Source organism: Roseburia faecis (assembly GCF_001406815.1).
GTDB lineage: Bacteria > Bacillota > Clostridia > Lachnospirales > Lachnospiraceae > Roseburia > Roseburia faecis.
In genome coordinates this window covers 1-26,394 of record NZ_CVRR01000005.1, presented here as the reverse complement: position 1 = coordinate 26,394, position 26,394 = coordinate 1, and the positions used below count along the sequence as shown (strand labels likewise).

At 45.6% G+C, this 26,394-nt stretch carries 23 protein-coding genes and 2 tRNA genes; 21 read left to right on the top strand and 4 right to left on the bottom strand.

Annotated elements, in window-relative coordinates; genetic code table 11:
- Nucleotides 1–182: 182 nt before the first annotated feature.
- The 6 genes from ispF to M72_RS01100 all read left to right on the top strand — a co-directional run bounded on the left by ispF (nucleotide 183) and on the right by M72_RS01100 (nucleotide 4,694).
- The gene (gene ispF / locus M72_RS01125; RefSeq protein ID WP_055066878.1) at nucleotides 183–722 is read left to right on the top strand and encodes a 2-C-methyl-D-erythritol 2,4-cyclodiphosphate synthase; all 540 of its coding nucleotides are present in this window, start codon (nucleotides 183–185) and stop codon (nucleotides 720–722) included.
- A 75-nt stretch (nucleotides 723–797) separates the two neighbouring features.
- On the top strand, nucleotides 798–2,228 hold the full coding sequence (gene cysS, locus M72_RS01120; RefSeq protein WP_055066877.1) for a cysteine--tRNA ligase: 1,431 nt from the start codon (nucleotides 798–800) through the stop codon (nucleotides 2,226–2,228).
- Nucleotides 2,225–2,659 carry a Mini-ribonuclease 3 gene (locus M72_RS01115; RefSeq protein ID WP_022046058.1) on the top strand — a complete coding sequence of 145 codons (435 nt, stop codon included), beginning with the start codon at nucleotides 2,225–2,227 and terminating at the stop codon, nucleotides 2,657–2,659. Before cysS ends, M72_RS01115 begins: the two co-directional genes overlap by 4 nt.
- 11 nt (nucleotides 2,660–2,670) lie before the next feature.
- Nucleotides 2,671–3,441, top strand: a complete 771-nt coding sequence (gene rlmB, locus M72_RS01110) for a 23S rRNA (guanosine(2251)-2'-O)-methyltransferase RlmB (RefSeq protein WP_055066876.1) — start codon at nucleotides 2,671–2,673, stop codon at nucleotides 3,439–3,441.
- Nucleotides 3,442–3,448: 7 nt separating this feature from the next.
- Nucleotides 3,449–4,036 carry a sigma-70 family RNA polymerase sigma factor gene (locus M72_RS01105; RefSeq protein WP_055066875.1) on the top strand — a complete coding sequence of 196 codons (588 nt, stop codon included), beginning with the start codon at nucleotides 3,449–3,451 and terminating at the stop codon, nucleotides 4,034–4,036.
- 4 nt (nucleotides 4,037–4,040) lie between these two features.
- Nucleotides 4,041–4,694 (top strand): adaptor protein MecA, encoded by a 654-nt coding sequence (locus tag M72_RS01100; protein WP_055066874.1) that lies wholly within the window; start codon nucleotides 4,041–4,043, stop codon nucleotides 4,692–4,694.
- Between the two features lie 101 nt (nucleotides 4,695–4,795).
- On the opposite strand, the gene M72_RS01095 is transcribed toward M72_RS01100, so the two are convergent.
- Together M72_RS01095 and M72_RS01090 are read right to left on the bottom strand one after the other, a co-directional pair.
- Nucleotides 4,796–5,155, bottom strand: a complete 360-nt coding sequence (locus M72_RS01095) for a response regulator (protein ID WP_022046063.1) — start codon at nucleotides 5,153–5,155, stop codon at nucleotides 4,796–4,798.
- Nucleotides 5,156–5,737 carry a chemotaxis protein CheC gene (locus M72_RS01090; RefSeq protein ID WP_055066873.1) on the bottom strand — a complete coding sequence of 194 codons (582 nt, stop codon included), beginning with the start codon at nucleotides 5,735–5,737 and terminating at the stop codon, nucleotides 5,156–5,158. It lies immediately after the preceding gene.
- A 161-nt stretch (nucleotides 5,738–5,898) separates the two neighbouring features.
- Between M72_RS01090 and M72_RS01085 the strand changes: the two genes are divergently transcribed.
- From M72_RS01085 to M72_RS01070, 4 genes are all read left to right on the top strand, one after another.
- The gene (locus M72_RS01085; protein WP_055066872.1) at nucleotides 5,899–7,815 is read left to right on the top strand and encodes a BMP family ABC transporter substrate-binding protein; all 1,917 of its coding nucleotides are present in this window, start codon (nucleotides 5,899–5,901) and stop codon (nucleotides 7,813–7,815) included.
- Nucleotides 7,815–8,405: a metallophosphoesterase family protein gene (locus M72_RS01080; RefSeq protein ID WP_055066871.1), complete on the top strand. Its 591-nt coding sequence runs from the start codon at nucleotides 7,815–7,817 to the stop codon at nucleotides 8,403–8,405. Before M72_RS01085 ends, M72_RS01080 begins: the two co-directional genes overlap by 1 nt.
- Nucleotides 8,406–8,638: 233 nt before the next feature.
- Nucleotides 8,639–8,710: transfer RNA gene (locus M72_RS01075), tRNA-Thr, on the top strand.
- A gap of 77 nt (nucleotides 8,711–8,787) precedes the next feature.
- On the top strand, nucleotides 8,788–9,693 hold the full coding sequence (locus M72_RS01070) for a 30S ribosomal protein S1 (protein WP_022046067.1): 906 nt from the start codon (nucleotides 8,788–8,790) through the stop codon (nucleotides 9,691–9,693).
- A 77-nt stretch (nucleotides 9,694–9,770) separates the two neighbouring features.
- Here M72_RS01070 and M72_RS18165 read toward each other — a convergent pair whose 3' ends face one another.
- Complete coding sequence (locus M72_RS18165) at nucleotides 9,771–10,496, bottom strand: lytic transglycosylase domain-containing protein (protein ID WP_055066870.1); 726 nt, start codon at nucleotides 10,494–10,496, stop codon at nucleotides 9,771–9,773.
- Between the two features lie 161 nt (nucleotides 10,497–10,657).
- Here M72_RS18165 and M72_RS01060 point away from each other — a divergent pair, with 161 nt between their 5' ends.
- Entirely contained in the window at nucleotides 10,658–11,926 is a 1,269-nt protein-coding gene (locus M72_RS01060; protein WP_022046069.1) for a diaminopimelate decarboxylase, read from the top strand.
- A gap of 139 nt (nucleotides 11,927–12,065) precedes the next feature.
- On the opposite strand, the gene M72_RS01055 is transcribed toward M72_RS01060, so the two are convergent.
- Nucleotides 12,066–12,149: transfer RNA gene (locus M72_RS01055), tRNA-Leu, on the bottom strand.
- Between the two features lie 151 nt (nucleotides 12,150–12,300).
- On the opposite strand from M72_RS01055, the gene M72_RS01050 reads away from it, so the two are divergent.
- The 10 genes from M72_RS01050 (at nucleotide 12,301) to radA (ending at nucleotide 26,025) form a co-directional block, all read left to right on the top strand.
- Nucleotides 12,301–12,516, top strand: coding sequence for a helix-turn-helix domain-containing protein (locus M72_RS01050; protein WP_055066869.1), 216 nt, complete (start codon nucleotides 12,301–12,303; stop codon nucleotides 12,514–12,516).
- Nucleotides 12,517–12,535: 19 nt separating this feature from the next.
- On the top strand, nucleotides 12,536–12,814 hold the full coding sequence (locus M72_RS01045; RefSeq protein WP_055066868.1) for a hypothetical protein: 279 nt from the start codon (nucleotides 12,536–12,538) through the stop codon (nucleotides 12,812–12,814).
- Between the two features lie 127 nt (nucleotides 12,815–12,941).
- The gene (locus M72_RS01040; protein WP_261291773.1) at nucleotides 12,942–14,747 is read left to right on the top strand and encodes an LTA synthase family protein; all 1,806 of its coding nucleotides are present in this window, start codon (nucleotides 12,942–12,944) and stop codon (nucleotides 14,745–14,747) included.
- A 4-nt stretch (nucleotides 14,748–14,751) separates the two neighbouring features.
- Nucleotides 14,752–17,310 (top strand): YfhO family protein, encoded by a 2,559-nt coding sequence (locus M72_RS01035; protein WP_261291772.1) that lies wholly within the window; start codon nucleotides 14,752–14,754, stop codon nucleotides 17,308–17,310.
- Nucleotides 17,267–18,232 carry a glycosyltransferase family 2 protein gene (locus M72_RS01030; protein WP_055066867.1) on the top strand — a complete coding sequence of 322 codons (966 nt, stop codon included), beginning with the start codon at nucleotides 17,267–17,269 and terminating at the stop codon, nucleotides 18,230–18,232. Before M72_RS01035 ends, M72_RS01030 begins: the two co-directional genes overlap by 44 nt.
- A 90-nt stretch (nucleotides 18,233–18,322) precedes the next feature.
- Nucleotides 18,323–20,074, top strand: a complete 1,752-nt coding sequence (locus tag M72_RS01025) for a dockerin type I domain-containing protein (RefSeq protein ID WP_055066866.1) — start codon at nucleotides 18,323–18,325, stop codon at nucleotides 20,072–20,074.
- A 16-nt stretch (nucleotides 20,075–20,090) separates the two neighbouring features.
- Entirely contained in the window at nucleotides 20,091–21,725 is a 1,635-nt protein-coding gene (locus M72_RS01020) for a cadherin-like beta sandwich domain-containing protein (protein WP_055066865.1), read from the top strand.
- A gap of 20 nt (nucleotides 21,726–21,745) precedes the next feature.
- The gene (locus M72_RS01015) at nucleotides 21,746–24,193 is read left to right on the top strand and encodes an ATP-dependent Clp protease ATP-binding subunit (protein WP_055066864.1); all 2,448 of its coding nucleotides are present in this window, start codon (nucleotides 21,746–21,748) and stop codon (nucleotides 24,191–24,193) included.
- 44 nt (nucleotides 24,194–24,237) lie between these two features.
- On the top strand, nucleotides 24,238–24,651 hold the full coding sequence (locus M72_RS01010) for a hypothetical protein (protein ID WP_055066863.1): 414 nt from the start codon (nucleotides 24,238–24,240) through the stop codon (nucleotides 24,649–24,651).
- A gap of 3 nt (nucleotides 24,652–24,654) precedes the next feature.
- Nucleotides 24,655–26,025, top strand: coding sequence for a DNA repair protein RadA (gene radA / locus M72_RS01005; RefSeq protein WP_055066862.1), 1,371 nt, complete (start codon nucleotides 24,655–24,657; stop codon nucleotides 26,023–26,025).
- Nucleotides 26,026–26,394 lie beyond the last annotated feature (369 nt).

Sequence of the window (26,394 nt, the reverse complement as noted above, 5' to 3'; positions counted from 1 at the left end):
GTGATACTTCGTTCGGGGACTGTTTGATACAGCCCCCGAATTTGTGTTATAATAAAACAGGCTTGAAGCCTGTGAAGGTCATCAGGCTTTGCCTGGTGGCATGTTATCATTAGAATTTATAAGGAAGCTGTTTGCAGGGGGAACTGGAATCAGCAACATCATAAAAAGACAGGAGAAGAAAAATGCGTGTAGGAATGGGTTATGATGTACACAAACTGGTGGAGGGACGGCCACTGATTCTCGGAGGTGTGGAGATTCCGCATACACTGGGACTGCTCGGACATTCGGATGCGGATGTGCTTGTGCATGCAATCATGGATGCACTGCTTGGTGCTGCAGCACTCGGGGATATCGGAAAACATTTTCCGGATACCGATCCGCAGTATAAGGGAATTTCCAGCATGAAACTGCTCGAACATGTGCGTCTTTTACTGGAAAAGAATGGTTATGTGGTAGAAAATATTGATGCGACAGTGATTGCACAGAAGCCAAAGCTGCGTCCGTATATTGCGCAGATGGAGAAGAATATTGCAAAGACCCTTGGCATTGCAAAGGAGCAGATCAATATCAAGGCAACGACCGAGGAAGGACTTGGGTTTACCGGAACGGAAGAAGGAATTTCGTCACAGGCAATCTGTATGCTGAACGGATTTTATGAGAGCAGTATGGTTGTCGGGGGCGGGAGTAAATGTGCAGGATGTTCCGGGTGCAGCAGATCATAGATAAGACGTGACTTTTGCCGGAAAATATTGTACACTTAAAATATATAAGAAGAAACAGATGGAAGGACAGACACAATGGAGAATCAATTTCGCTTTTACAATACACTGACAAGAAAGATTGAGACAGTGATACCGCACGAAGATGGCAAAATCAAAATGTATACCTGTGGACCGACCGTTTATCATTTTGCGCATATCGGGAATCTGCGTACCTATATCATGGAGGATATTCTTGTGCGTGGACTTTCCTATGTGGGGTATGATGTAAAGCGCGTCATGAATATCACGGACGTGGGACACCTTTCTTCCGATGCGGATACGGGGGAAGACAAAATGTTAAAAGGTGCTAAGCGTGAGCACAAGACCGTTATGGAAGTGGCAAAATTTTATGCAGATGCATTTTTTGAGGATTGCCGGAAATTAAATATCAAAAAAGCGGATGTGGTAGAACCTGCAACCCATTGCATTCCGGAATTTATTCACATGATCGAGGTACTTCTTAAAAAGGGATATGCTTATCAGGCCGGTGGAAATGTTTATTTTGATACCAGCAGACTGGAGGATTATTTTGTATTTTCTTCCGCAGTCGAAAAGGAACAGCTGCAGGTCGGCGTGCGTGACGATGTGGAGGAAGATGAAAATAAACGGAATAAAAACGATTTTGTTCTCTGGTTTACAAAATCCAAATTCGAGGATCAGGCATTGAAGTGGGACAGCCCATGGGGTGTTGGATATCCGGGATGGCATATTGAGTGCTCCTGCATCGGAATCAAACATCTGGGGGAGTATATGGATATTCACTGTGGCGGAGTAGATAATATTTTTCCACACCATACAAACGAGATTGCACAGTCCGAAAGCTATCTGGGACACAAATGGTGCCCATACTGGTTCCATGTAAACCACCTGAATGACCAGACCGGAAAAATGAGTAAGTCCAAGGGCGATTTCCTGACGGTATCTCTATTGGAGAGCAAAGGATACGATCCTCTGGCATACCGTATGTTCTGTCTGCAGTCTCATTATCGTAAGCCACTCGTATTTTCTTATGACAATCTGGACAACGTAGAGAGTGCATACGAAAAATTAGTAAAAAAGATTGCCACCTTCAAAGATGAGGGAGAGATGGAGCAGGAAGCATTTGAAGCATTCCGTAAAAAGTTTGCAGATGCAATCCGTGATGATCTGAATACTTCCATGGCACTGACCATCGTCTATGACGTGGTAAAGGCAGATATCAGTGAAAAGACAAAGCTGGCACTGCTGAATGATTTTGACCAGGTGCTGGCACTGAATCTGACAACTGCAGGTCAGGAGAGACTGGACGCGGGAACGAGCGTGGATGCAGAACTGGAACAGTTCATCAATGAAAAGATTGCGGAGCGTGCCGGGGCAAAGAAAGCGAAAGATTTTGCCCGTGCAGATGCAATCCGCGACGAGCTTCTTGCACGGGGCATCACCATCAAAGATACCCGCGAAGGTGTCGTATGGGAGCGCAATGCATGAGTGAAGGAATTGACGCATACATCAAGAAAAAATTTGAGGTTCCGGATGTCGATATCCGGACCTATTCCCCACTGACACTGGCTTATATCGGGGATGGTGTTTTTGATCTGGTGATCCGGTCGGTTGTTGTGGGCAAGGGAAATACCCGTCCCAACCAGCTGCATCACCGGACGAGTCAGATTGTAAAAGCACATACGCAGGCAGTTATCATACAATATCTTGAACCGATGCTTACGGAGGAAGAAGCGGACATCTATCGCAGAGGACGCAATGCCAAGTCGGCAACCATGGCAAAAAATGCAACGATGGCGGATTACCGTAAGGCAACGGGGCTGGAGGCACTGGTGGGATATCTGTATCTGACGGACCGGTTCGACCGACTGGTTTCATTGATTAAGGAAGCAGCAGATGGTTTGCATCTGCGTTTATAAGGTAAAAAATTATGGAAGACGAAAAAAAAACATTTACCGGAATGAAAGAAAATCATATCGAAGGACGCAACGCTGTCCTTGAGGCATTTCGTTCTGGCAAGACAATCGATAAATTATATGTTCTGGACGGCTGTCAGGATGGACCGGTCAGATCCATTACCAGAGAGGCAAGAAAGCACGATACAATCGTCAATTATGTGACAAAAGAACGCCTCGATCAGATTTCCGAGACGGGAAAGCACCAGGGTGTGATTGCTGTCAGTGCAGCATATGATTATGCCAGGGTGGAAGACATTCTGGCACTTGCAGAAAAAAAGGGAGAACCACCGTTTATCCTGATTTTAGACGGAATCGAAGATCCACATAATCTGGGGGCAATTATCCGTACCGCCAATCAGGCAGGGGCACATGGTGTAATCATTCCAAAACGCCGTGCCGTAGGACTGACACCGACCGTCGCACGTACATCGGCAGGTGCGGTTAATTATGTACCGGTAGCAAAAGTGACAAATATCTCCAATACCATGAAAGAACTCAAAGACCGCGGTATGTGGTTTGTGTGTGCGGATATGGATGGAACCTTAATGTACGATATGGATCTGACCGGACCGATCGGTCTGGTGATCGGAAATGAGGGAGATGGAGTCAGTCCGCTCGTAAAGAAAAACTGTGATATGGTGGCTTCCATTCCAATGAAGGGAGATATTGATTCCTTAAATGCATCGGTGGCTGCAGGAGTTCTCTCGTATGAGATTGTGCGTCAGAGGATGAAGAAGGGATAAGAAAAGAATGAAGTATGATGCTTGTACGGATGAGAAATTGATTGAAAGACTCCGGCAGGGAGAAACAGAGATCACGGACTATATTCTCGAAAAATATAAGCCGCTTGTCCGCAAATATGCCAATGCCATGTATCTGATCGGAGGAGAAACCGATGATCTGATTCAGGAAGGCATGATTGGATTGTTTAAGGCCATCCGGGATTTTTGTCTGGACAAAGACAGCAGTTTTTTCCATTTTGCAGGGTTGTGTATTCATCGTCAGCTGTATTCTGCAATAGAGGCATCCAACAGAAAAAAGCATCAGCCTTTGAATTCCTATTTATCTTTTTTTGAGCAGGGGGCAGAAGGCAGTATTGGGTTTACCAGCAGCCCGGAGCAGCTGGTGATCGAACAGGAAGTGTCCAGGGATTTGTGGAACCGGGTGAACAGCCGGTTAAGTCCGATGGAAAAACAGGTGTTGCAATTTTATCTGGACGGAAATAACTATATGCAGATCGCAGGGCTGATGAAGAAAAGCCCGAAATCTGTCGACAATGCATTACAGAGAATACGTCAAAAGATCAGGCAGATGAATCATCTGGAGGAAAGAGGGTGAGCGTATGAAGTTTTCAAAAATTGGAAAACATACCATTCGTTGTGTAATATCAGAACAGGAAATTCAGGATCTGGGATACACCATTGAGGAAATTATGAGCAATGGAGAGCGGACGCAGGAATTTATGAACCAGATTTTTGATATGGCAGAACAGAGTTTTGAAACAAAATTTGAACTGGGCATCAAGACAGTGCGTGCTGATTTTATGTCAGACCATACGCTGGCACTTACGTTTTCGGAGCATCCGGGATCGGATGAAATGATGGAGCATCTGAAAGATATTGTCAATGGACTGATGAATGCAATTCCACAGCAGAAGTGGGCACAGATTAATGAAGCACGGCAAAACGAGGGAAATCCGGATCAGGTTCCTGTTTATGCCACGATAGTGTTTGCGGATTTTGATAGGCTGCTCCGTTATGCAAAAAACATTATGCCACCGGATCTGCCTACGGGTCAGCTTTATAAATACGAGGATCGCTATATGCTGATCCTTACATTTTCCGGTATGGAAGAGGGCAGTTTAAGGAGACTCTCGAATCTGACGGATGAATATGCACAGGATATTCTTGTCGGAGCGGAGCGGAAAGCGTTCATACAGGAACACGGCATCTGTATTTTGAAAAATGATGCCCTGCAGCAACTCCGGCAATTGTAAAAGAACTGTATTTTGTCAGAAAATAAGAATAGACGATTGCAAAAACAAGAAATAGAAAAGGAGCATCCATATATGGTGCTCCTTTTTTAATACGATAAGATTTATCCTAATACTTTTCGGATGGACTCTAATACACGGTCTGCCTGAAACGGCTTAACAATGAAATCCTTTGCGCCGGACTGGATTGCCTCAATAACCATGGACTGCTGTCCCATTGCAGAACACATAACGCATGTAGCGTTTGGATCAGCTGCTTTGATCTCCTTGAGTGCCTGAATACCGTCTTTGTTTGGCATCGTGATGTCAAGAGTAACCAGATCTGGTTTCAACTCATTATACTTTGCAACGGCCTCTACACCGTCTGCTGCTTCACCAGCGATCTCAAATCCGCCCTTTGTCAGAATGTCCTTGAGCATCATTCGCATGAATGCTGCATCATCAACGATTAATATCTTTGCCATTTATATATCCTCCTGTTTTAAAATCTGTTTTACTATGCTGATAGGGTATAACTGTATCAGCTCGCTATCGATCAAGTCTTCCACGGTCAGGCGAAAAGTGACCTTGACGATATCCGTTCCATTACATAGTTCATCCGGAATCTCGAAAGTCTTGCGATTCTTTGAATTGATAAGCGGAAATCCAATATCCGTCGGTCTGGATAACAGTGACGCCATAGATGTGGCAATGGATCCACACATCTGGTTCATGGCTTCTGCAATTGCTGATAACGTGAGATCATCGAGCTGCAGATTGGAAAGATTACGACCGTCACCGCCCATCATAAGACTTGCAATGACCAGCGCATCCTGAACATCCAGGACCATAAGATTTGTCCCGTCTAAGCCGCTTGTGTATGGAACCTTGACCAGAATATGGTTGTCACTTTCCAGCGTGTCTTCTTTGTCCAGTACTTCTACAAGCGGAGTGGTAATGTTTGTTGAACGGTTGATGATCATACTGAGGGCGGTAGCCGCAGTACCTGTACAGATATTTGCAACTTCACCGATGATATCAGCCTGTTCTTTCGTGATATTCTCCATAGAATTTCCTCCATAGTACCTATTACTACATTTGATTATAGCAAATTTTAGCACATAAAGAAAGAAAATCTTTGCTTTTTTTCACTTTTCATTGGTATCATAACACAGATGTGGTAAAATTGGAATAACAAAACATGGAATAACCGTAGAAAGGAGAAAAAATGGGAGATAACGAATATCAGGAAGCACTCAAACTTGGAAAAAAAGAATATAAGGCATGCGTTTCGCAGGGGCGCTTTCCCTATCTGCCGGTTCTGGATGATATTTTATCCAGAGAAAATATCCAGACGGAACAGAATATGGGGCTGATGCAGATACCATTGGATTTTGTGGTTGGTACGGCGACGAAAGGAAGAACGTATTCTTTTGCAGCCAATTTTATGCCGATCCTCGATGCGGATACAGAGTTTGCATGCAAATGGATTGCGCTGTCCGATGCACAGGTAAACGAAGGTATCCGGGATCCGATTGTTGCTTATGAATATATGAACCGTTATTATGTGGTGGAGGGAAACAAGCGTGTCAGTGTACTGAAGTATTTTAAGGCAGATTCCATTGTCGCCAACGTGACACGTAAGATTCCAAAGTATTCCGAGGATGAGGACGTAAAATTATATTATGAATATATGAAGTTTAATCAGATTTCGGGATTGAACAATATCGAATTTTCCAAAATCGGTATGGTGGATAAACTGCTTGCACTGATGGGATCCACTGCCATATGGGATGCGGATACCCGAATGGAATTTAACAGTCTGGTCAATCATTTCACAAAGGCATATGAGTTCCGCGGAGGGCGCAAGCTTCCGATCCGGGTGGGGGATGCGCTGACTGCATTTATCAATGTATACGGTTACAATACGGTTCTTGGCATGTCGGATGATGAGCTGAGTTTAAATATTGTGAAATGCTGGAATGAGTTTGTCATGCTCACAGAGAAACAGAGTGTTGGTCTGGTCATGGATCCGCTGGCGGCAGAAGAGCGTAAGGGAAGAAACATCTTCAGTTACTTTATGCCATCGTCAGCAAAGAAATTTACCGTGGCATTCCTGTATCCAAAATCACCGGATACATCCGATTGGATTTATGCGCATGACCTTGGGCGCAATTATCTGGAAGAGACGTTCCCGGATCAGATGAAGACCATCTGTGTCAATGATGTGACGGAGGAACGCACGGAGCAGGTGCTGAATGACGTGATCCGTCAGGGGGCAGATATCATATTTGAGGTGGCACCGCAGATGATGAAAGACAGTCTGAAAGTGGCTGTGGATCATCCGGATGTAAAGATTTTAAACTGCAGTCTGAATACTTCGCATAAGTATATCCGCACGTACTATGCCCGGATGTATGAAGCAAAATTCCTTTCGGGAATGATTGCGGGTGCACTGGCAGAAAATGACAGGATTGCATATATTGCAGATTACCCGATATACGGAATGATCGCAAATATTAATGCCTTTGCGCTGGGAGCAAGTTTTACCAATCCACGGGCAAGGATTTATCTTGCATGGTCCACCAGTGAAAATTATGACAGGGAACGGTTCTTAAAGGACAACAATATTCAGGTGGTATCGGATCAGGATATGATTACACCGCGCGATCCGGGCAGGCAGTTTGGGCTGTATGAGTGTTCGGAGGATGGAAGGAAACTGAATCTGGTGATGCCACTCTGGAACTGGGGTGTATTCTATGAAAAAATGATCCAGAGTATTCTTGCGGGATCTTACCAGTCGGAAGAAAATTCTGAGGGCAGGGCACTCAACTACTGGTGGGGAATGTCTGCGGGTGTGATTGACCTGATCTGTTCGAAGAATGTACCGACCGGGGTCAAGCGTCTGGTGGATCACTTAAAGAGTGATATTAAAAAGGGAGATATTGTGCCGTTTTACGGAGAAATCCGTGCACAGGACGGGACACTCAAAAACAAGAAGGATAAAGCCATGAAACCGGAAGCCATCATGGAGATGGACTGGCTGACAGATAATGTCATTGGGGAGATACCGACAATGGGAGAATTACGTGCAGAGGCACGTCCGGTTGTCCAGATAAAAGGTGTAGAGGAAAAAATGAAATAATGAAGATACTAGTAATAGCAGATGAAGAATCTCAGAAAATCTGGGATTTCTTTCGAAAAGAAGACTATGCGGATATTGACCTGGTAATTTCCTGTGGTGACCTGAAAGCAGATTATCTGTCATTTATCGCAACGATGATTGCAGTTCCGGTATTGTATGTGCATGGAAACCATGATGATAAGTACGAAAGAAAGCCACCGGAGGGATGTATCTGTATTGAAGATACCGTGTATATGTTTCATGGGATAAGGATTCTCGGACTGGGAGGATCTTACCGTTATAAACCAGGGGTGAACCAGTATACGGAAGTGCAGATGGAACGCCGCATCCGGAGACTTTTCTGGAAAATACGCCGAAAAGGGGGCATTGATATTTTGGTGACACATGCCCCGGCAGGCGGTATGCATGATGGGGAAGATCTTTGCCATAAAGGGTTTGATGCATTTTATCGTGTGATTAACAAATACCATCCGAAATATTTTGTACATGGACATATGCATATGAATTATGGAAGGGATATTCCGCGGGAGGATTTCATCGGAGATACCAAAGTGATCAATGCATATGAGAGATATGTAATTGAAATTTAAAAATTGTCTGATAACCACGCGTTATACTGTCAGGCTTTGCACTGCGGTGCAAATGATTGCATGATTACAGCCCTGACCCATAGGGGCATGTTTTCCGGGCTGTAATCATTGCGGATCACATCAGGAGAAAACGGCAACACGCTGGGAACTGTAATTTGATAAAATAATTAAAAAATTCTTGACAATTTAGAAAATACCATGTATGATGTAGGAGTTGACGCGGTCAACGAGATGCTGATGTGGCTCAGAGGTAGAGCACTTCCTTGGTAAGGAAGGGGTCACGGGTTCAATTCCCGTCATCAGCTCGCTTCATAAAACGGTGGAATCCTTTGGGGTTCTGCCGTTTTGCAATTTTTCAGATATTTTAAAGGAGGTTTTGCAGATGGAATCAATGAAGGATTATGAAAAGGAGCTGGAACGTTCTTTCCGCACGATTAACGAAGGAGATATTGTCAGTGGAGCTGTGGTAGCAGTAACCGATGAAGAAGTGACACTTGACCTGAATTATTATGCACCGGGAATTATCAAAATTGAAAATCTGAGCAATGATCCGGATTTTCATGCGAAGGAAGAATTACAGCCGGGAGACATCATCGAGGCAACGGTTGTGCGTACAGATGACGGACATGGAAACATCGAATTGTCGAAAAAGGAAGCAAACGAAGTGCTTGCCTGGGATAAACTCCGGGAGATGATGGAGCAGCAGACGGTTGTGACTGTCCGGATCAAAGAGAGTGTGCCGAGTGGTGTGGTTGCATTCTTAGAAGGAATCCGTGCATTCATTCCGGCATCCCAGTTGTCCGCAGATTATGTGGAAGACACGGATGCATGGATCGGAAAAGATGTGCGTGTCGTTGTGATTACCGTAGATCCTGAGAAGAATAAACTGGTATTGTCCGGAAAAGTTGTGGCAAGACAGGAGCGCGAGGAAGAAAGAAATCACCGGATTGCCATGCTTGTGCCTGGATCTGTGGTAGAGGGAACCGTAGAATCCATTATGCCATACGGAGCATTCATCAATATCGGGAATGGCATCAGCGGTCTGGTTCATATTTCACAGATCAGCCAGAAGCGGATCTCTTCCGTTCATGAAGTTTTAAAAGAGGGACAGAAAGTAAAGGCGAAGATTTTAAATACCAACGATGGAAAAGTCAGCCTGAGCATGAAAGCGCTGGAAGATATTATGGAAAAGCCGCAGGAGGAAGAAGAGGCAGAGGCAATCGAGTACAGCTCAAATGAAACGGCCGGAACAAGTCTTGGAGATCTTCTTTCCAGATTCAAATTATAATCAAATTTTCTTTAGACAGTAAAAAACCCGTGAAGATGAACAGCAGACTGTTCATCTTCACGGGTTCTTTTTAGAAATTAAGCGTTGGAATTCTGATAATAACCAAGCACTTTTTTGACATAATTCTGTGTTTCCTTAAACGGTGGAATACCACCGTACTTGTCGACATTTCCACCACCGGCATTGTATGCGGCAAGCGCAAGGGAAACATCTCCGTTGTATTTCTTTAAGTTCTGCGCCATCAGTTTGGCACCACCCATAATATTTTGCTGTGCATCGTATGCATTTGTGACACCAAGTCCTTTTGCGGTGGACGGCATCAGCTGCATGACACCCATGGCACCGGCAGAGCTGGTTGCGGATGGATTGAAATTGGATTCCTGCTTGGCAATGGCTTTGAGCAGGTTGATATCCACACCGTATGTTTCAGAAGCTTCTTTGAAATATTCTTCGAGGTTCTCCGGAGAAGAAACACTGCCGGAGGAGGTGGTACTATTTGTTGCAGAAGAACTGGAAATTGCCGGGGTATCCGTGACCGGAGACGTATCAACCGGTGCATCGGTCTGCGGGGTAAATCCAAGGATCTGCTGTACCGTATCCAGGGAAACGGCACCACTGTTGCTGGCGGCAAGCAGTGCGTCCACTGCCATGGCCTGTACGCTGCGCTCAGCGGAAGCCAGACATTCCTTAAATGTGGTGACGGCTTCATCCGTATTTTTCGGTGTCTGTATATTGGCAGAAGCTGCTTCCTGCAGCCTGGCTGTCTGTGTCTGATCAATATAAGGTAAAACTGTTACACCCATGATGTTCCTCATCTTTCGTTCGCTTAATCTAACATTCGATCATGCATATCATATCATAATCTGTGGAAAAATAAAAGGAAAAGGAGAAAATTGCTTGAATTTGTAAAAGAGTTGTTGTAGCATAACATCAGACGAAAAAGTGTAGATAAAGGAGCCAGATTATGGAGAAAAAGCCGTTTGTAACAAAGAGTCAGGTGGAGGAGATCGTTAAAACATACCCGACACCGTTTCATTTATATGATGAAAAAGGCATTCGTGAGAATGCAAAAAAAGTAAAGGAAGCTTTTGCATGGAATCCGGGATTCCGCGAGTATTTTGCAGTGAAAGCAACCCCAAACCCATATATCTTAAAAATTTTACAGGAATATGATATGGGATGTGACTGTTCCTCTTACACAGAACTGATGCTTGCAAAGTCCTGTGGATTTGACGGAAAGCATATTATGTTTTCTTCAAATGATACGCCGGCAGAGGAATTTGCCTATGCGGATGAACTCGGGGCAATCATCAATCTGGATGATTTCACCCATATTGATTTCTTAGAAGAAACGATCGGTCATATTCCGGAGACCATTAGCTGCCGTTACAATCCGGGTGGAGTATTTGAACTGAGCAACGGAATCATGGACAACCCTGGAGATTCCAAATACGGCATGACAAAGGATCAGCTCATCGAAGCGTTTAAGATTTTAAAGGATAAGGGAGCAAAGCATTTCGGTGTTCATGCATTTCTTGCCAGCAATACCGTCACAAACGAATACTATCCGAAGCTTGCAGGAGAACTGTTTGAACTGATCGTGGAATTAAAAGAAAAGACCGGATGTGATATCAGATTCGTAAATCTTTCCGGTGGTGTGGGAATCCCTTATACACCGGACAAGGAGCCGAATGATATCGCTGTCATCGGAGAAGGTGTGCACAAAAAGTTCGATGAGATCTTAGTTCCGGCAGGACTTGGGGATGTATCCATTTATACCGAGATGGGACGTTTCATGCTCGGACCTTACGGATGCCTTGTGACGAAGGCCATCCATGAGAAACATATCTACAAAGAGTATATTGGTGTGGATGCATGTGCAGCAAACCTGATGCGTCCGGCAATTTACGGGGCATATCATCACATTACGGTTCTTGGAAAAGAAAATGCACCATGCGATCACGTGTATGATGTGACAGGAAGTCTTTGCGAGAACTGCGATAAGTTCGCGGTTGACCGGAAACTGCCAGAGATCGACATGGGAGATTATCTTGTGATCCACGATACCGGAGCACATGGATTTTCCATGGGATATAATTACAATGGACGTCTTCGTTCTGCAGAATTACTGCTCAAAGAAGACGGAAGTGTGAAGATGATCCGCCGTGCAGAGACACCGGAAGATTACTTTGCAACATTTGACTGTTTTGATGATATCAGGATTACAAAATAAAAGAGTTAGGATGTACAGGTAAAATAATGGAGGACGCAATCCCGGGGGAACGGGATGCGTCCTCTGTTGGTTTAAGAAAACGATGTGCCGCAAAAAGAAAGACCTCAGATTTCCGATTGGAAACCTGAGGTCTTTTATATGCCGGCAGTGGGACTTGAACCCACACGATGTTGCCATCAACAGATTTTGAGTCTGCCTCGTCTGCCAATTCCGACATGCCGGCGCGAACAAATATTATATTAACATATGAAAGACGCATTTGCAAGCCTTTTTATGATTTCGGGAATAGGACTTTTGGTTCATTGACAGAAGTTATCATATATGATAACTTTAGAATACATGAGCACGATTTATAAAGGTGTAAGGGGGCGGATATGCAGGAACGTAATCACGCCAGACAGGAAATTGCAGCCCAGCTTCGGCAGGTGCGAAAGGAGCAGGGGATGACACAGGAACGGCTCGCAGAAAAAGTCGGTACCAGAAAGTCAAATATTTCCCGTCTGGAGAGCGGGAGATATAATCCGAGTCTGGACTTTCTGGAAAAAGTTGCAGGAGGACTTGGCAGGGAGATTGAGGTAAAAGTCACGTGAGGAGGAAGATGCAAAAAGCATGACGATGAAACTTGGAAATTATAAGGATAACGACGTGGAACTGTGCCGTACCACCAATTCCAGAGTGAGTACACATACGGCGGAGGCACTGCTTGAACAGCACATTCCATTTACAAAGAACAGTAAAAAGATTCCTTTTTTCAAGAGGGAAACCTACCAGGGGGCAGATACCCTCTGGGTGATCACCATCAATCCACGCAGATACGGGCAGGCACGCCGCGTGATCGATGGTATGGATCGTGCATACCGGGAGCATCTGGAGTTATCCAATTACTAGAATGAAATTATGATAAAAATGTGAAATGCGTTTTAAAAGCAGAATGAGTGTGGTAAAATTCTATTCAGATAAAATCGTATGAAAAGCGATGGAAATGGAAGGAATGGAAGGAGCCATACTCATTTTTATGTTAGGAAACATGGAGCAGACAGTCGCACGTAAGCAGACAAAAAGGGAGAAAAACAACACACAAAAACGGACAGAAGGGTGGAAACAGAAGGGCATATGGCTGTTTTGGTATGCCGTGGTTCCGGTGTTTGCTTTTTACCTGATGGAATGTTATGAACACAATCCATTTGCGGAAGTGCGTGTGGAAGCACAGCTTTTTAATATTTTTTTGTTTGAGCTGATCGGATGGATGTTATATTTTCTGACCGGAAGAATGTGTTTTGCGTCCAGAGTGCTGTACGGACTTGCTGTGGCGTTTGGAATTACCAATCATTATGTGATGAAATTCCGTTCCACACCGTTTGTTCCGTGGGATCTGTTTTCGGCCGGAACAGCAGCCAGTGTGGCTGGAAACTATGATTTTACACCGGACCGGCGCATGGTGATTGTTACACTTGTTTTTATTGCATTATTTGTGCTGGCCCGGTTTTTTAAAAAAGGTCCGCGTTTTTCCTGGAAAATAAGGCTGGGGAGTATCGTACTGGTGGGACTGGCATTGTGTACATTTGTCAATGCCCTGCAGCAGGAATCGTTTCAGACAAAACATTATCTGTATCCGTTTCTGTTCACACCGGCATATATGACAAAAGTAAACGGCATGGCGGTGACCTTTGCCATGGATCTTGCCTATGTGGCAGTGGAGCGTCCGGCAGGATACGATGCGGATGAAGCAAAAGAGACGCTGGCGAAATACGAAACTAAAACAACAGAAACCGACACACAGGATCTGCCCAACATCATTGTCATCATGGATGAGGCATTTTCGGATTTAAAAGTGCTGGGACCGTTAGAAACCAATGAGGATTACATGCCGTTTATGCACCGGATGCAGCAGGGGGAGAAAAACACGGTCACGGGATATGTCCAGACATCTGTGTGTGGGGGAAACACTGCGGATTCGGAATTTGAATTTCTGACAGGCAATACGATGGCATTCCTTCCGAACGGAAGTATTCCGTATCAGCAGTACATCAAGAGCAGGACACCGTCTTTAGCAGGTTATCTGAAATCCTTAGGATATGCGACCTATGCACAGCATCCGTATCAGGCCAGCGGATGGAACCGGGATAAAGTGTATCCTCTGCTTGGATTTGACAATCTGGATTTTATGGAAGATTACAGGGATGTCTCCTATGTGCGCAATTATATCAGCGATGCATCGGATATGGAGCACATGATAGAAACTTATGAGAAAAACAAAGCCTCCGGCAAACCGGCCTTTATTTTCAATGTGACGATGCAGAATCATGGCGGATATACCGATACCTATATGAATCTGACGAATGATATCCAGTCACAGTATGCCAGCGAACCGCTCAATCAGTACCTGACACTGATCCACAAGACCGATCAGGCACTCGAAAATCTGATTGATTATTTTTCCAAAGTGGATGACAGGACGATCATCGTATTTTTCGGGGATCATCAGCCGAATGATACAGTGGCTTCTGTCGTGGAAAACGGGGCACAGGTAGAGACACAAAAACGTTATCTCGTACCTTATCTGGTGTGGAGTAATTATGGGATCGAGGGAGCGAAAGATAAAAATACGAGTCTGAATTATCTTGCGGCGCAGGTACTTACCGCAGCAGGAGTGCCGACGAATGCATACCAGAATTACCTCTTAAGTCTGAGCAAAACTTACCCGGTGATCTCTGCAGCAGGGCAGACAAAAGGGATCGGAGCCGATGAAAAACAGCTTCAGACTTACAAGAAGCTTCAGTATTATCAGTTGTTTGAAAAAAACAAGGAAAAGGATGAGTAAGAACATGAAAAAAATGATTTCGCGGATGGTGTCGCACCGGTCATTTCCTTATGTGATGGCATTTCTTATGCCATTTATAATCTGTGTGGTCATCTGTATCGGAAACGGGGTATATCCTTTCGGGGATAACTGTATTCTGCATATCGATATGTATCATCAGTACTGTCCGTTTTTTACAGAGTTTCTTCATAAATTAAGAACCGGCGGAAGTCTGCAGTATTCCTGGAATCTGGGACTGGGATCGGATTTTGTTTCCCTATATGCCTATTATCTGGCGAGTCCGCTTAATTTTCTGATCGTGCTCTGCCCAAAACATTATGTGATCGAGTTTATGACGATACTGGTGCTGGCAAAGATTGCCCTGTGCGGACTGACTTTTTTCTTATTCTTAAAATATCATTTTCATCTGATTGGAAAAGACTCAAAACTCCATAAAAATCAGGTGATTCCGGCACTTGTATTTTCTACGGCATATGCATTGTCCGGATTTGTGGCAGCCTACAGCTGGGATATCATGTGGATGGACTGCATCCTTCTTTTTCCTCTGATCATGGTGGGACTGGAAAAACTGGTACGGGAGCAGAAACCGGGACTGTATTTTGTGACACTTGCATTGTCGGTGTTTGCAAATTATTACATTTCCATCATGATCTGTATCTTTCTGGTGTTTTATTTTATTCTTCTCTTTTTTACGCAGAAAGGAGGAAAACTGAAAGCATTTTTACGGTTTGCATGGTATTCCCTGCTGGCAGGGTCTGTCTCGATGGTACTGCTATTGCCGGAGATCGCCGTGCTTTCTGCTTCCGGGTCTGCTGAAGACAGCTTTCCGAAAACGCTGGAGTGGTATTTTTCTGTTATTGCGGAGCTGGGGCGTGCGGCAGCCGTCACTACAAGTTATACGGGAAATGATCACTGGCCGAATCTGTATGCCGGGGCATTTACCCTGGTACTGGTATGGCTGTATGTGCTGAACCGCAGAATCTCCTGGAAGGAAAAAGTTCCGCGTATGCTGATGCTTGTCTTTTTCCTTGTGAGCTTTGCGGATAATCAGCTGGATTATATCTGGCATGGTATGCATTTTCCGCAGGCGTTGCCGGGCAGACAGTCATTCCTTTACATTTTTATGCTTCTGGTCATGGGATTTGCAACGATCCGCAAATGGAAAGGAACCAGATGCTGCCATATCATCATAGCAGTGCTTGCCGCACTGACACTGATGGTTCTCTCCGGATATTACGGGGATGAACTGGTGACAGAGTACATGGCAGTTGTGATTACCATGCTGTTTATCTTAGTTTATGGAATCCTGCTTCTTTTGCTTAAAATTGCCCCGAAGAAAATGCGGATAGCCCTGCGGGAAGCTGCCTTTTGTGTTGCCATTGCAGAACTGGCAGTCAATATGGCGGTAACCGGGCTTGGCGTTACCAGCCGCGTGGCATATACGGATAAACAGGGGTACTACGAAGATCTGCTGCAACAGGCAAAAGAGGATAACGGAAATGACGGATTTTACCGGGTGGAGGACAGTGGGCGAAAAACCAAAAACGATGACAGCCTGTACGGATACCGTTCGGCAACCATATTTTCCTCCCTGATGAATCTGGATGTCAGCCATCTCTTCCAGAGCCTGTATATGGAGGGCGGAAAAAATTTCTACTGTTACAATGGTGCTTCCCCGCTTCCGTCAGCCATGTTTTCGGTGAAGTATATGCTTTCCTCTAATCCGGTGGATGAAAGTCCACTGCGGACACTTGTGGGAAGCAGCAATGGAAATTATCTTTATCGGAATAACTACTGCCTGCCACTTGGCTATATGATGAGCGAGAAGGCAATAAAAGGCTGGGAATCTTCCATGCTTGATAGGATCGGTTCCCTGAATTCCCTGGCACAGCAGCTGGGAGCAAAAGGAGACATGCTTTATCCGGCAACCTGTACACAGTCGCAGGCAGCCGGGGATACGACAATTGATATTTCCGAGGATGGATATTATTATGCGGATTATGTGACCTGCAATGCGGATTCCCTGACAGTATCAAGAGATGACGGATGGACGCAGCAGTATGGAAAGACCACCCACCGCTATCTGCTGGATCTGGGAGAGTGCAAAGCCGGAACAAAGGTCCATATTACCAATCTGAATGCGGAAACGATTGAATATCATGTGTACCGCCTGAATTTCAAGGCCATGTGCACCGCGTATGAGACGCTCAGTGAACAGACCATGTCACTCGAAAAAATGACAGATCGCAGGATTGTTGGAAGTATCGATGTCGGGCAGGCGGGAAGACTGATTCTGTCAGTGCCGGCAGATGAGGGATGGACGTTGTATGTGGATGGGAAAAAGACGAAAATAAAGCCTTTCGCGGATGCACTTATTGGTGTACACTTAAAAGAAGGAACGCACAAAATCGAGCTGCGTTATACCACACCGGGCGTACAGATCGGAGCTGTCATCAGCATAGCAGCACTTTTATTATTCCTGTTTAGTATGTGGATAAGATATAAAACAAGGGGGAAACATGGGGAAAAAATGCATCAGTATCGTCGTACCGATGTACAATGAGCAGGAATCTCTGCAGATTTTGTACCGGGAATTAAACCGCGTGACACGGGAAATGGGCGATTATGATTTTGAATATTTATTTGTCAATGACGGATCGAAGGATGCAACACTGCAAAAGATCCGGGAACTTGCAGCAGAAGATGAGCGCGTGCACTATCTTTCTTTTTCCCGCAATTTTGGAAAAGAAGCGGCGCTGCTGGCAGGATTGTCCTATGCAAAGGGGGATTATGTGACGACGATGGATGCGGATCTGCAGGATCCGCCCACTCTTTTGCCACAGATGGCTGCGATGTTAGAAGCCGGAGACTGTGACAATGTGGCAACCCGGCGGGTGAACCGGCAGGGAGAGCCGAAGATCCGTTCGTTTTTTGCACGCATGTTTTATAAAGTTATGCGGAAACTTTCCCACATTGAGATTGCAGATGGGGCAAGGGATTACCGTCTGATGAACCGTGCAATGGTAGATTCCATTCTTTCCGTCAGCGAATACAACCGGTTTTCCAAGGGAATCTTTGCCTGGGTCGGATATGATACCAAATGGCTGGAATTTCAAAATGTAGAACGGTCTGCGGGAGAAACCAAGTGGAGTTTCTGGAAACTTGTGCGTTATTCGTTTGATGGGATTATCAATTTTTCGGATATTCCGCTGAAGATTTCCTCGTATCTGGGGCTGGTGCTCACCGTGGTTTCTTTTATTGCAATCATCGCGGAAATCGTACGCGCATTGGTATTCGGGGATCCGGTTGCCGGCTGGCCGTCGCTGGTATGTATCGTGACATGCATTGGCGGAATCCAGCTGTTTTGTATGGGAATTATGGGACAGTATATTGCAAAAACCTATATGGAAGTCAAAAGACGTCCGCATTATATCATAAAGGAGAGTAACTGTACCCGGAACAAAAAGAACAACGCACAGAATTGACGCAGATATGCTTTTTCTATATAATGATACAGAAAGACTGCACTGCATTTGGGATGCCGCGCAGTCAGATCATAACAGGTGAGGAAGAATATGCGAAAGATAAAACGCTTTTTGAGTGCCCTGCTTTGTGGGGTAATTCTTATAACAGGAACACTTGCCGGAGTCAGTGTGCGTACAGATGCAGCAGCCAGCAGTTATGCCGTGCAGCTGCGTGCGGCAGGATTTCCGGATAGTTACATCCGTGCACTTTCCGCGCTTCACACAGCATATCCGCAGTGGCAGTTTCAGGCGGTTAAGACCGGGCTTGACTGGAATACCGTGGTCAGCAAAGAGAGCGTAAACGGAGTCAATCTTGTTCCGAAGACTGGAAATGACGCAACCAAATCCACCGCAGACGGTGCATATGACTGGACCACCAATGTGTGGACGGTCTATGACGGATCTTCGTGGGTCGGTGCTGATGCAGACTATATCGCTTATTATTTAGACCCACGGAATTTTCTCAATGAAACCGATATTTTTCAATTTGAAAGTTTAAGTTTCAGCAAGGTGCAGACCAGACAGGGAGTTTCTTCTATCCTGAAAGGAACCTTTATGGAGAATATGGTTGAGGACAGCGACGGATCTGAGCTGGATTATGCGCAGGCATTTATGGATATCGGTGAGGAAACCGGGGTCAGCCCGTATCATCTTGCATCGAGAGTGCGTCAGGAGCAGGGGTTAAAAGGAACCAGTTCCCTGATTTCCGGAACTTATAGCGGTTATGAGGGTTACTATAACTATTTTAATGTGGGGGCAGCGGGCATTACCTCCACACTGGTCATCAAAAACGGACTGGCATATGCAAAAAAAGCGGGATGGAATACCCGTTATGCAGCGCTCGAAGGAGGAGCGAAAATTCTGGCGAAAAACTATATTGGCGTGGGCCAGGATACGTTGTATTTCCAGAAGTTTAATGTAGTGAATCAGAAGAATCTGTACAGCCACCAGTATATGGCAAACCTTGCGGCTGCTTACAACGAGGGCAGAAAGCTAGGACAGGGGTATGCGGACAAGCAGCAGGCATTTGTATTCCGTATTCCGGTTTATTCCGGTATGCCGGCATCTGCAGTGACATTTACAGCCAGTGGAAATCCGAATAACTATCTGAAATCGCTCAGCGTAACCGGACAGACACTGACACCGGTATTTCGCGGAGATACTACTTCGTATTCCCTCGTCGTGGACAGCAAAGTTTCCTCCGTTACCATAAGTGCATCACCGGTAGCTGCGAAATCTTCTGTGACGGGAACCGGCACCAAAAAACTTCAGACGGGAACCAATACGTGTAAAGTTACCTGCAAATCGGAGAGCGGAGCATCCAAAACCTATACGCTTACCATTGTAAAGAAAGCTGGTGCAGCGGCAGAGACCGAGAAGACTTCCGTGACTTCGAAAACATATCAGTTGAAAAACAAAATGGTTACGGGGATTGCGCCGGGAACAAAGGCGGCAACATTTTTGAAAAAACTTAAAGTGACCGCGGGAACGGTCAAACTGTTCAGTGCATCCAAAAAGAGTGTTACCGGAATCGTTTCAACCGGCAATGTTCTGCAGGTGTATGACAGCAAAAACAAGAAAGTTTCTTCCTATACGCTTGTGATTTATGGAGATGTAAACGGAGATGGAAAGATCAACAAAACAGATCTGAACCGTTTGAACAGGCATCTGAATGGTACCCAAAAGCTTACCGGATGTTATCTTAAGGCCGCAGATACAAACCGCAAAAAAGACGGGGTCAATGTGCTTGATCTGGTATATCTGAACAAACATCTTCAGGGGAAGATCACCATTCAGCAGTAAAAGAAAGGCAGAACATATGAGACAAAAAAGCAAAGCAAAAGGAAAACGGATACTGGGAGTGGTACTGGCACTGGTATTTCTGATCAGTTGTATCATGACACCGGATGTGCATGCACAGGCGGAGAGCATGATCATTGCTTTAAGCGCCAGATCCGTGAAAATAGGAGATACTCTGGCAGTGACAGTGACACTTCCGGCAGGGGTGACGGGAACGGTAAATCTGACATATTCCAAAGATCTTTTTACTTATCAGTCAGCAACAGCGGAAACCAGTGTAAATGCAGGCACGGTTTCTATGACTCTGGGAAGTTACGGTTCCGGAAACAAACGTGCAAGCGGAACTGTTAAATTTAAAGCAGATGCGGCGGGAACTGCAAGTTTTGCCGCATCCGCACCATCTGCGGGCAATCAGGAAGGGGACCGCGTGGATGTGGGAGGTGCAAGTGTATCTGTAGCTGTTGAAAATTCGGCAGCGGCAGCAGATGACAAATCAAAAGATAATACGCTGGCATCCCTGACGATTTCCGAAGGAACCCTTTCTCCGGAATTTCAGTCGAAAGTTACCGAATATCAGGCAAAAGTGGGAGATCAGGTGACATCGCTGGCAGTCAGCGCACAGCCAAATGATGCTAAGGCATCTGTGATCTCGGTCAGTGGGGCAGACAAACTGAAAACCGGTGTAAATAAAGTACAGATCGTCGTGCAGGCGGAAAATGGTGTGAAAAAGACCTATACCATTCAGGTGACCAGAGGAGCTGCGCAGCAGGAATCACAGGATACACAGCAAAAAGGAGAGACACAGGCTCCGGCAGACGGGCAGCAGTATTTTACGATTGACGGAACAAATCTCTATCTGACAGACAGTATTCCGGATCGCTATGTTTTGGATGGCTTTGTCAAAGATACAGTGACTTTGTGGGAAAATAAATATCCGTGCATGCGCAAAGACGGAATAGACACACCGCTGAGACTTTTGTATCTGGTGGATGAAAACGGACAAAACGGTGCTTTGTATATGCTGGATCTGGATGATCCGGAAGAAATTTATCCGTTTGTATGTATGAACTATAACCAGTATAAGCATACCATAGAAGAGACAACATCTGCAGAAGCTTCTACCCAGGAAGGGGAAACGGGCCTGTTCCAGAGTACGGAAAGCCAGATGCGGCTGATTCTCTGTGCGTTCGTTGTGGTTGTACTGATTCTTCTGATTATCATAGTGGTTCTGATCGTCAAAAGAAAAAAAGATGATGACGATCCTTATGATGATTTTTATGACGATGATGATGACGACGATGAGGATTACGATGATCCGGACGATGAAAAACTGTATGAAACGGATGATCCGGATGACACCGGGATATCCAAGCGTTACGGAAAGGAAACATTCCGCAGAAAAGGCGGATTTATGCATAAACTGTTAGAGGGTATTGAGGATGATCTGGAGGATGACCTGGATGATCCGGAAGAAGATACCGATGACAGGGAAAAAGAGCGGGAGAAGCGGGAGGACCATTACCGGGATGCAGATGATGAAGATATCATGCTGCAGAAAGAACTGGCAGAAGAAGTTCGAAGCTCCATGCTCGGAAGAAAGAAGAAAACAACCAAAAAAGATACCGATGACGATATCGAATTTATTGATTTGTAGAATTGTAACAGGAGGTATAAATTTTGATTCCATATACAGATAAGGCGAAAAAAGCTCTGAATTATGCGAACCGCCTTTCCCGTTCGTCCGGCTGCAACTATGTCGGAACCGAACATATTCTGGCGGGACTGCTCAAGGAAGGAACCGGTGTAGCAGCAGAAGTACTGACAGCCAATAATGTGGAACTGGAAGCGCTGCTTAAGCTGATTGATGAACTGGTTGCGGCAGGTGAGGAGGTGACGGTGGCAGACCGTGACGGATATTCTCCGCGTACCCAGATGGTTCTGGATCGTGCCAGGGAGATGGCAGACCGTTTTGACAGTGAACGGATCGGAACCGAACACCTGCTGCTTGCCATCATAAAAGAGGGGGATTGTGCAGCTTCCCGGCTTTTAAATACAATGGGAGCCAACCCACAGAAACTTTTTGTGGATATTCTTGCTGCGATGGGAGAGGACCCGGCACAGTACCGGGAAGAAATCCAGCGTGGAAGAAATGAGGAGGCAACACTTACCCCTACGCTCGATCAGTATTCCCGCGATCTGACAGCTATGGCGCGGGCCGGACGGTTAGACCCGGTAATTGGCAGGGAAAAGGAAACCGAACGGGTGATCCAGATCCTGTGCCGCAGAGGCAAAAATAATCCGTGTCTGATCGGAGAGCCGGGTGTCGGTAAGACAGCGATCGTTGAAGGAATTGCACAGAGTCTGGTAAACGGAAACGTACCGGATATTGTGGCAGATAAACGTCTGGTATCTCTGGACATGTCCGGACTCGTTGCAAAATCCAAATACCGCGGGGAATTTGAAGACCGTATTAAAAAAGTGATAAATGAAGTGGAAACGGCTGGGAACGTGCTGCTGTTTATTGATGAACTGCACACGATTATTGGCGCAGGTGGAGCAGAAGGTGCACTGGATGCGTCTAATATTTTAAAACCGGCACTTGCACGCGGAGATGTGCAGGTGATCGGTGCAACCACGATCGAAGAGTATCGCAAGTATATTGAAAAAGACGCAGCACTCGAGCGGCGGTTCCAGCCGGTACAGGTGGAGGAACCGACAGAGGAAGAATCCATTGAGATTTTAAAAGGGCTGCGAAAGCTGTATGAAAAGCATCATCATGTGCAGATTACGGATGAGGGAGTGGAAGCATCCGTGCGTTTATCTGCCCGTTATGTCAATGACCGTTTTCTGCCGGATAAGGCGATTGATCTGATGGATGAGGCAGCTGCAAAAGCACGGCTTGGAATGATGCATGGATCGGATGAGATGATGCAGTTAAACCGTGAGATTCATCAGACGGAACTGGATATGGAACATGCGCTGCAGGAGGGAGATATCGAGAAAGCCCGCACATTGAAAGAGACACGGGAGAACCTGCAGGCATCCAGGGAAAAACTCGAAAAAAAGAACCGCCGCGTATCCAAAAACAAAGTTCCGGTGGTGGGCGAAAATGAGATTGCCGATGTGGTGGCTGGATGGACAAAGATTCCGGTCAGCCGTCTGACAGAAAGCGAGGCATCCCGTCTGCAGAAACTGGAAGAAACACTGCACAAGCGCGTGATTGGACAGGAAGAAGCAGTATCTGCAGTTTCCAAGGCTGTCCGCCGTGGTCGCGTGGGACTCAAAGACCCGAAGCGTCCGATCGGTTCGTTCCTGTTTTTGGGACCAACCGGTGTCGGAAAGACGGAAGTTTCCAAAGCACTGGCAGAGGCTGTGTTTGGCAACGAGGAATCCATGATCCGGGTGGATATGTCGGAGTATATGGAAAAGCACAGTGTATCCAAAATGATTGGCTCCCCGCCAGGATATGTGGGCCATGAGGATGGGGGCCAGCTTTCGGAAAAAGTCCGCAGAAATCCGTTTTCTGTGATTTTGTTTGATGAAATTGAAAAAGCCCATCCGGATGTGTTTAACATCTTACTTCAGGTGCTGGATGACGGGCATATTACAGATTCCCAGGGACGCAAAGTAGATTTCAAGAATGCCATTATCATCATGACCAGTAATGCGGGCGCACAGTCGATCATCGAGCCGAAGAAGCTTGGCTTTGGTGCAAAAGAAGATGAAAAGCAGGATCACGAGCGGATGAAAGCCAGCGTGATGGAAGAAGTCAAACGTATTTTTAAACCGGAGTTTTTAAACCGTATTGATGAGACAATTGTATTCCGTGCGCTGAACAAAGACGATATGAAAAAAATCATCGGCATTATGGTGCGTGATTTACAGAAACGCTGTAAGGAACAGCTGCAGATTGATCTGGTGGTACGGGAAGCTGCAAAGGAATTTATTGTTGAAAAAGCGTATGACCGCAAATACGGTGCCAGACCTCTGCGCAGAAAGCTGCAGGATGAGGTGGAAGACCGTTTGGCAGACGCACTGATCCGTGGAGAAATCCATGCGAAAGACCGTGTGATCGTGACGACGAAGAACAAGGAAATCATTGTATCAAAAGATAAAAAGTGATATAATTTAAGAACCAAATAATCAACCACACAGGAGGAAAAATCATGGCTGCAATCAGTGAATTAATTCGTACGGAAGGAAACGGAACCCTTAGTTTCGGCGATTACACTCTGGGAGCGAAAGCAAAGCTTGATAACTACGAATTTCATGGAGATAAATACAAAGTAAAAACGTTCAAGGAGATTACAAAGCTGGAGCGTAACGGACTGTTTGTATATGAATCTGTACCGGGTACAGCTGTCACCAATTTTACAGAGGATGAGAATACTGTCAGCTTTACGGTAGAGGGACCGGAAGATGCACAGATCACATTGGAGCTGGCAGAAGAGACAGAGTACGAGATTGATATCAATGGCAAGTCTGCAGGAACAATGAAGACCAATCTTGGAGGCAAATTAAGCCTGAGCGTAGAATTAGAAGGAGCAGATGCGGTAGCAATCCGCGTAGAAAAGAGATAATATATGGCAAAAGCAAAAACCAGTGCGTTTTTTTGCCAGAATTGCGGATATGAATCATCCAAATGGATGGGCCAGTGTCCGGCATGCAGAGAGTGGAACACGTTCGTAGAGGAACTGGTGGACCGGAAAGCACTCAGTACTTCCGGAAAAATAAAACCGGTGACAGAAGCGAAACCTGTTCCGCTTTCTGCAATAAAGACATCGGATGAGGAGCGGATTTCCACATCCATGCCGGAGCTGGATCGTGTATTGGGCGGGGGAGTTGTAAAAGGCTCCCTCGTTCTGGTTGGAGGAGATCCGGGAATCGGTAAATCAACGCTTTTATTACAAGTCTGCCGGAATCTGTCCGGGCAGAATCTTTCGGTACTGTATGTGTCCGGGGAAGAGTCCCTGCAGCAGATCAAACTGCGTGCAGAGCGGATTGGCACATTCAGTGATCATCTGGAACTGTTGTGTGAGACCAGTCTGGACACCATACGCACGGTAATTGAACGGAATAAGCCACAGATTGTGGTGATCGACAGTATCCAGACCATGTATAACGAAAACGTTTCCTCGGCGCCTGGCAGCGTGTCACAGGTGCGTGAGTCTACAGGTGTTCTTATGCAGATCGCAAAAGGAATGGATATCTCGATCTTTATTGTCGGGCATGTGACAAAGGAAGGGGTCGTGGCAGGTCCACGTGTACTGGAACATATGGTGGATACGGTTCTTTATTTTGAAGGAGACCGTCATGAAAGCTACCGGATTCTGCGTGGCGTGAAGAACCGTTTTGGCTCCACGAACGAGATCGGTGTTTTTGAGATGCGCACAGAGGGACTGGTTGAGGTGGAGAATCCGTCCGAGTATATGCTCAGCGGCAAACCAAAGGATGCTTCCGGTTCTGTCGTGGCATGTTCCATCGAGGGTACCCGTCCGATTCTTTTGGAAATTCAGGCGCTGATCTGTCACAGCTATTTCAACAATCCGAGGAGAACTGCGACCGGAACGGACTTTAACCGCGTGAATCTGCTGATGGCAGTTTTGGAAAAACGTATTGGAATGCAGTTGTCGGATTGTGATGCTTATGTAAATATCGCGGGCGGAATCCGTATGAATGAACCGGCAATTGATCTGGGAATTGTGCTTGCCATTATGTCAAGCAAACTGGATCTGACGATTGATGAGAAGACCATCTGTTTTGGCGAGGTGGGATTAAGCGGGGAAGTGCGTGGTGTAAGCATGGCAGAACAACGTGTGGCAGAGGCAGCCAAACTTGGTTTTGAAGTATGCATTCTGCCAAAAGTATCCCTTCCTTCTGTAGGGAAGAAGTATGCAATGAAGCTGATCGGGGTGGCAAATGTCAGGGAGGCACTGGATGCAATTCAGGCATAGGCTATGTTATATGAATTTCTTGTATTGTGTGAAAAATAAAAAGCATGATATAACAATTTTAGAATACAACATAAATTGTCTGAATATAATTTAATTTGTAATTTCTGATTGACAAAATTCGAGCTGGGTGGTATTATAACAAAGCTGACTCGTGCAGAGCAGTTCTGATCGGATAAAGCCAAGTGATATTGAGCTCCGACAGAATAAATTGCCGAGAAAAAGTTGTTGACAAAAAGCGACAGACGTGATAAGATATCAGAGTTGCCGCGAAAGAACGACAACAAAGAAAAAATAAAAAAGTTGTTGACAACGACTTGAAGATATGATAAAATATACAAGCTGTTGGAAATAACAACAACGAACATTGAT

Excerpts from the sequence above, each read along its gene's own strand:
- M72_RS01080 (WP_055066871.1), top strand. The coding sequence starts at position 7,815 with ATGAAGATACTAGTAATAGCAGATGAAGAATCTCAGAAAATCTGGGAT.
- ispF (WP_055066878.1), top strand. The coding sequence starts at position 183 with ATGCGTGTAGGAATGGGTTATGATGTACACAAACTGGTGGAGGGACGG.
- M72_RS01040 (WP_261291773.1), top strand. The coding sequence starts at position 12,942 with ATGTTAGGAAACATGGAGCAGACAGTCGCACGTAAGCAGACAAAAAGG.
- M72_RS01045 (WP_055066868.1), top strand. The coding sequence starts at position 12,536 with ATGACGATGAAACTTGGAAATTATAAGGATAACGACGTGGAACTGTGC.
- M72_RS01020 (WP_055066865.1), top strand. The coding sequence starts at position 20,091 with ATGAGACAAAAAAGCAAAGCAAAAGGAAAACGGATACTGGGAGTGGTA.
- M72_RS01050 (WP_055066869.1), top strand. The coding sequence starts at position 12,301 with ATGCAGGAACGTAATCACGCCAGACAGGAAATTGCAGCCCAGCTTCGG.
- M72_RS18165 (WP_055066870.1), bottom strand. The coding sequence starts at position 10,496 with ATGGGTGTAACAGTTTTACCTTATATTGATCAGACACAGACAGCCAGG.
- M72_RS01100 (WP_055066874.1), top strand. The coding sequence starts at position 4,041 with ATGAAGTTTTCAAAAATTGGAAAACATACCATTCGTTGTGTAATATCA.
- M72_RS01030 (WP_055066867.1), top strand. The coding sequence starts at position 17,267 with ATGGGGAAAAAATGCATCAGTATCGTCGTACCGATGTACAATGAGCAG.
- M72_RS01105 (WP_055066875.1), top strand. The coding sequence starts at position 3,449 with ATGAAGTATGATGCTTGTACGGATGAGAAATTGATTGAAAGACTCCGG.
- M72_RS01035 (WP_261291772.1), top strand. The coding sequence starts at position 14,752 with ATGAAAAAAATGATTTCGCGGATGGTGTCGCACCGGTCATTTCCTTAT.
- M72_RS01010 (WP_055066863.1), top strand. The coding sequence starts at position 24,238 with ATGGCTGCAATCAGTGAATTAATTCGTACGGAAGGAAACGGAACCCTT.
- M72_RS01085 (WP_055066872.1), top strand. The coding sequence starts at position 5,899 with ATGGGAGATAACGAATATCAGGAAGCACTCAAACTTGGAAAAAAAGAA.
- M72_RS01095 (WP_022046063.1), bottom strand. The coding sequence starts at position 5,155 with ATGGCAAAGATATTAATCGTTGATGATGCAGCATTCATGCGAATGATG.
- M72_RS01115 (WP_022046058.1), top strand. The coding sequence starts at position 2,225 with ATGAGTGAAGGAATTGACGCATACATCAAGAAAAAATTTGAGGTTCCG.
- rlmB (WP_055066876.1), top strand. The coding sequence starts at position 2,671 with ATGGAAGACGAAAAAAAAACATTTACCGGAATGAAAGAAAATCATATC.
- radA (WP_055066862.1), top strand. The coding sequence starts at position 24,655 with ATGGCAAAAGCAAAAACCAGTGCGTTTTTTTGCCAGAATTGCGGATAT.
- M72_RS01060 (WP_022046069.1), top strand. The coding sequence starts at position 10,658 with ATGGAGAAAAAGCCGTTTGTAACAAAGAGTCAGGTGGAGGAGATCGTT.
- M72_RS01025 (WP_055066866.1), top strand. The coding sequence starts at position 18,323 with ATGCGAAAGATAAAACGCTTTTTGAGTGCCCTGCTTTGTGGGGTAATT.
- M72_RS01070 (WP_022046067.1), top strand. The coding sequence starts at position 8,788 with ATGGAATCAATGAAGGATTATGAAAAGGAGCTGGAACGTTCTTTCCGC.
- cysS (WP_055066877.1), top strand. The coding sequence starts at position 798 with ATGGAGAATCAATTTCGCTTTTACAATACACTGACAAGAAAGATTGAG.
- M72_RS01090 (WP_055066873.1), bottom strand. The coding sequence starts at position 5,737 with ATGGAGAATATCACGAAAGAACAGGCTGATATCATCGGTGAAGTTGCA.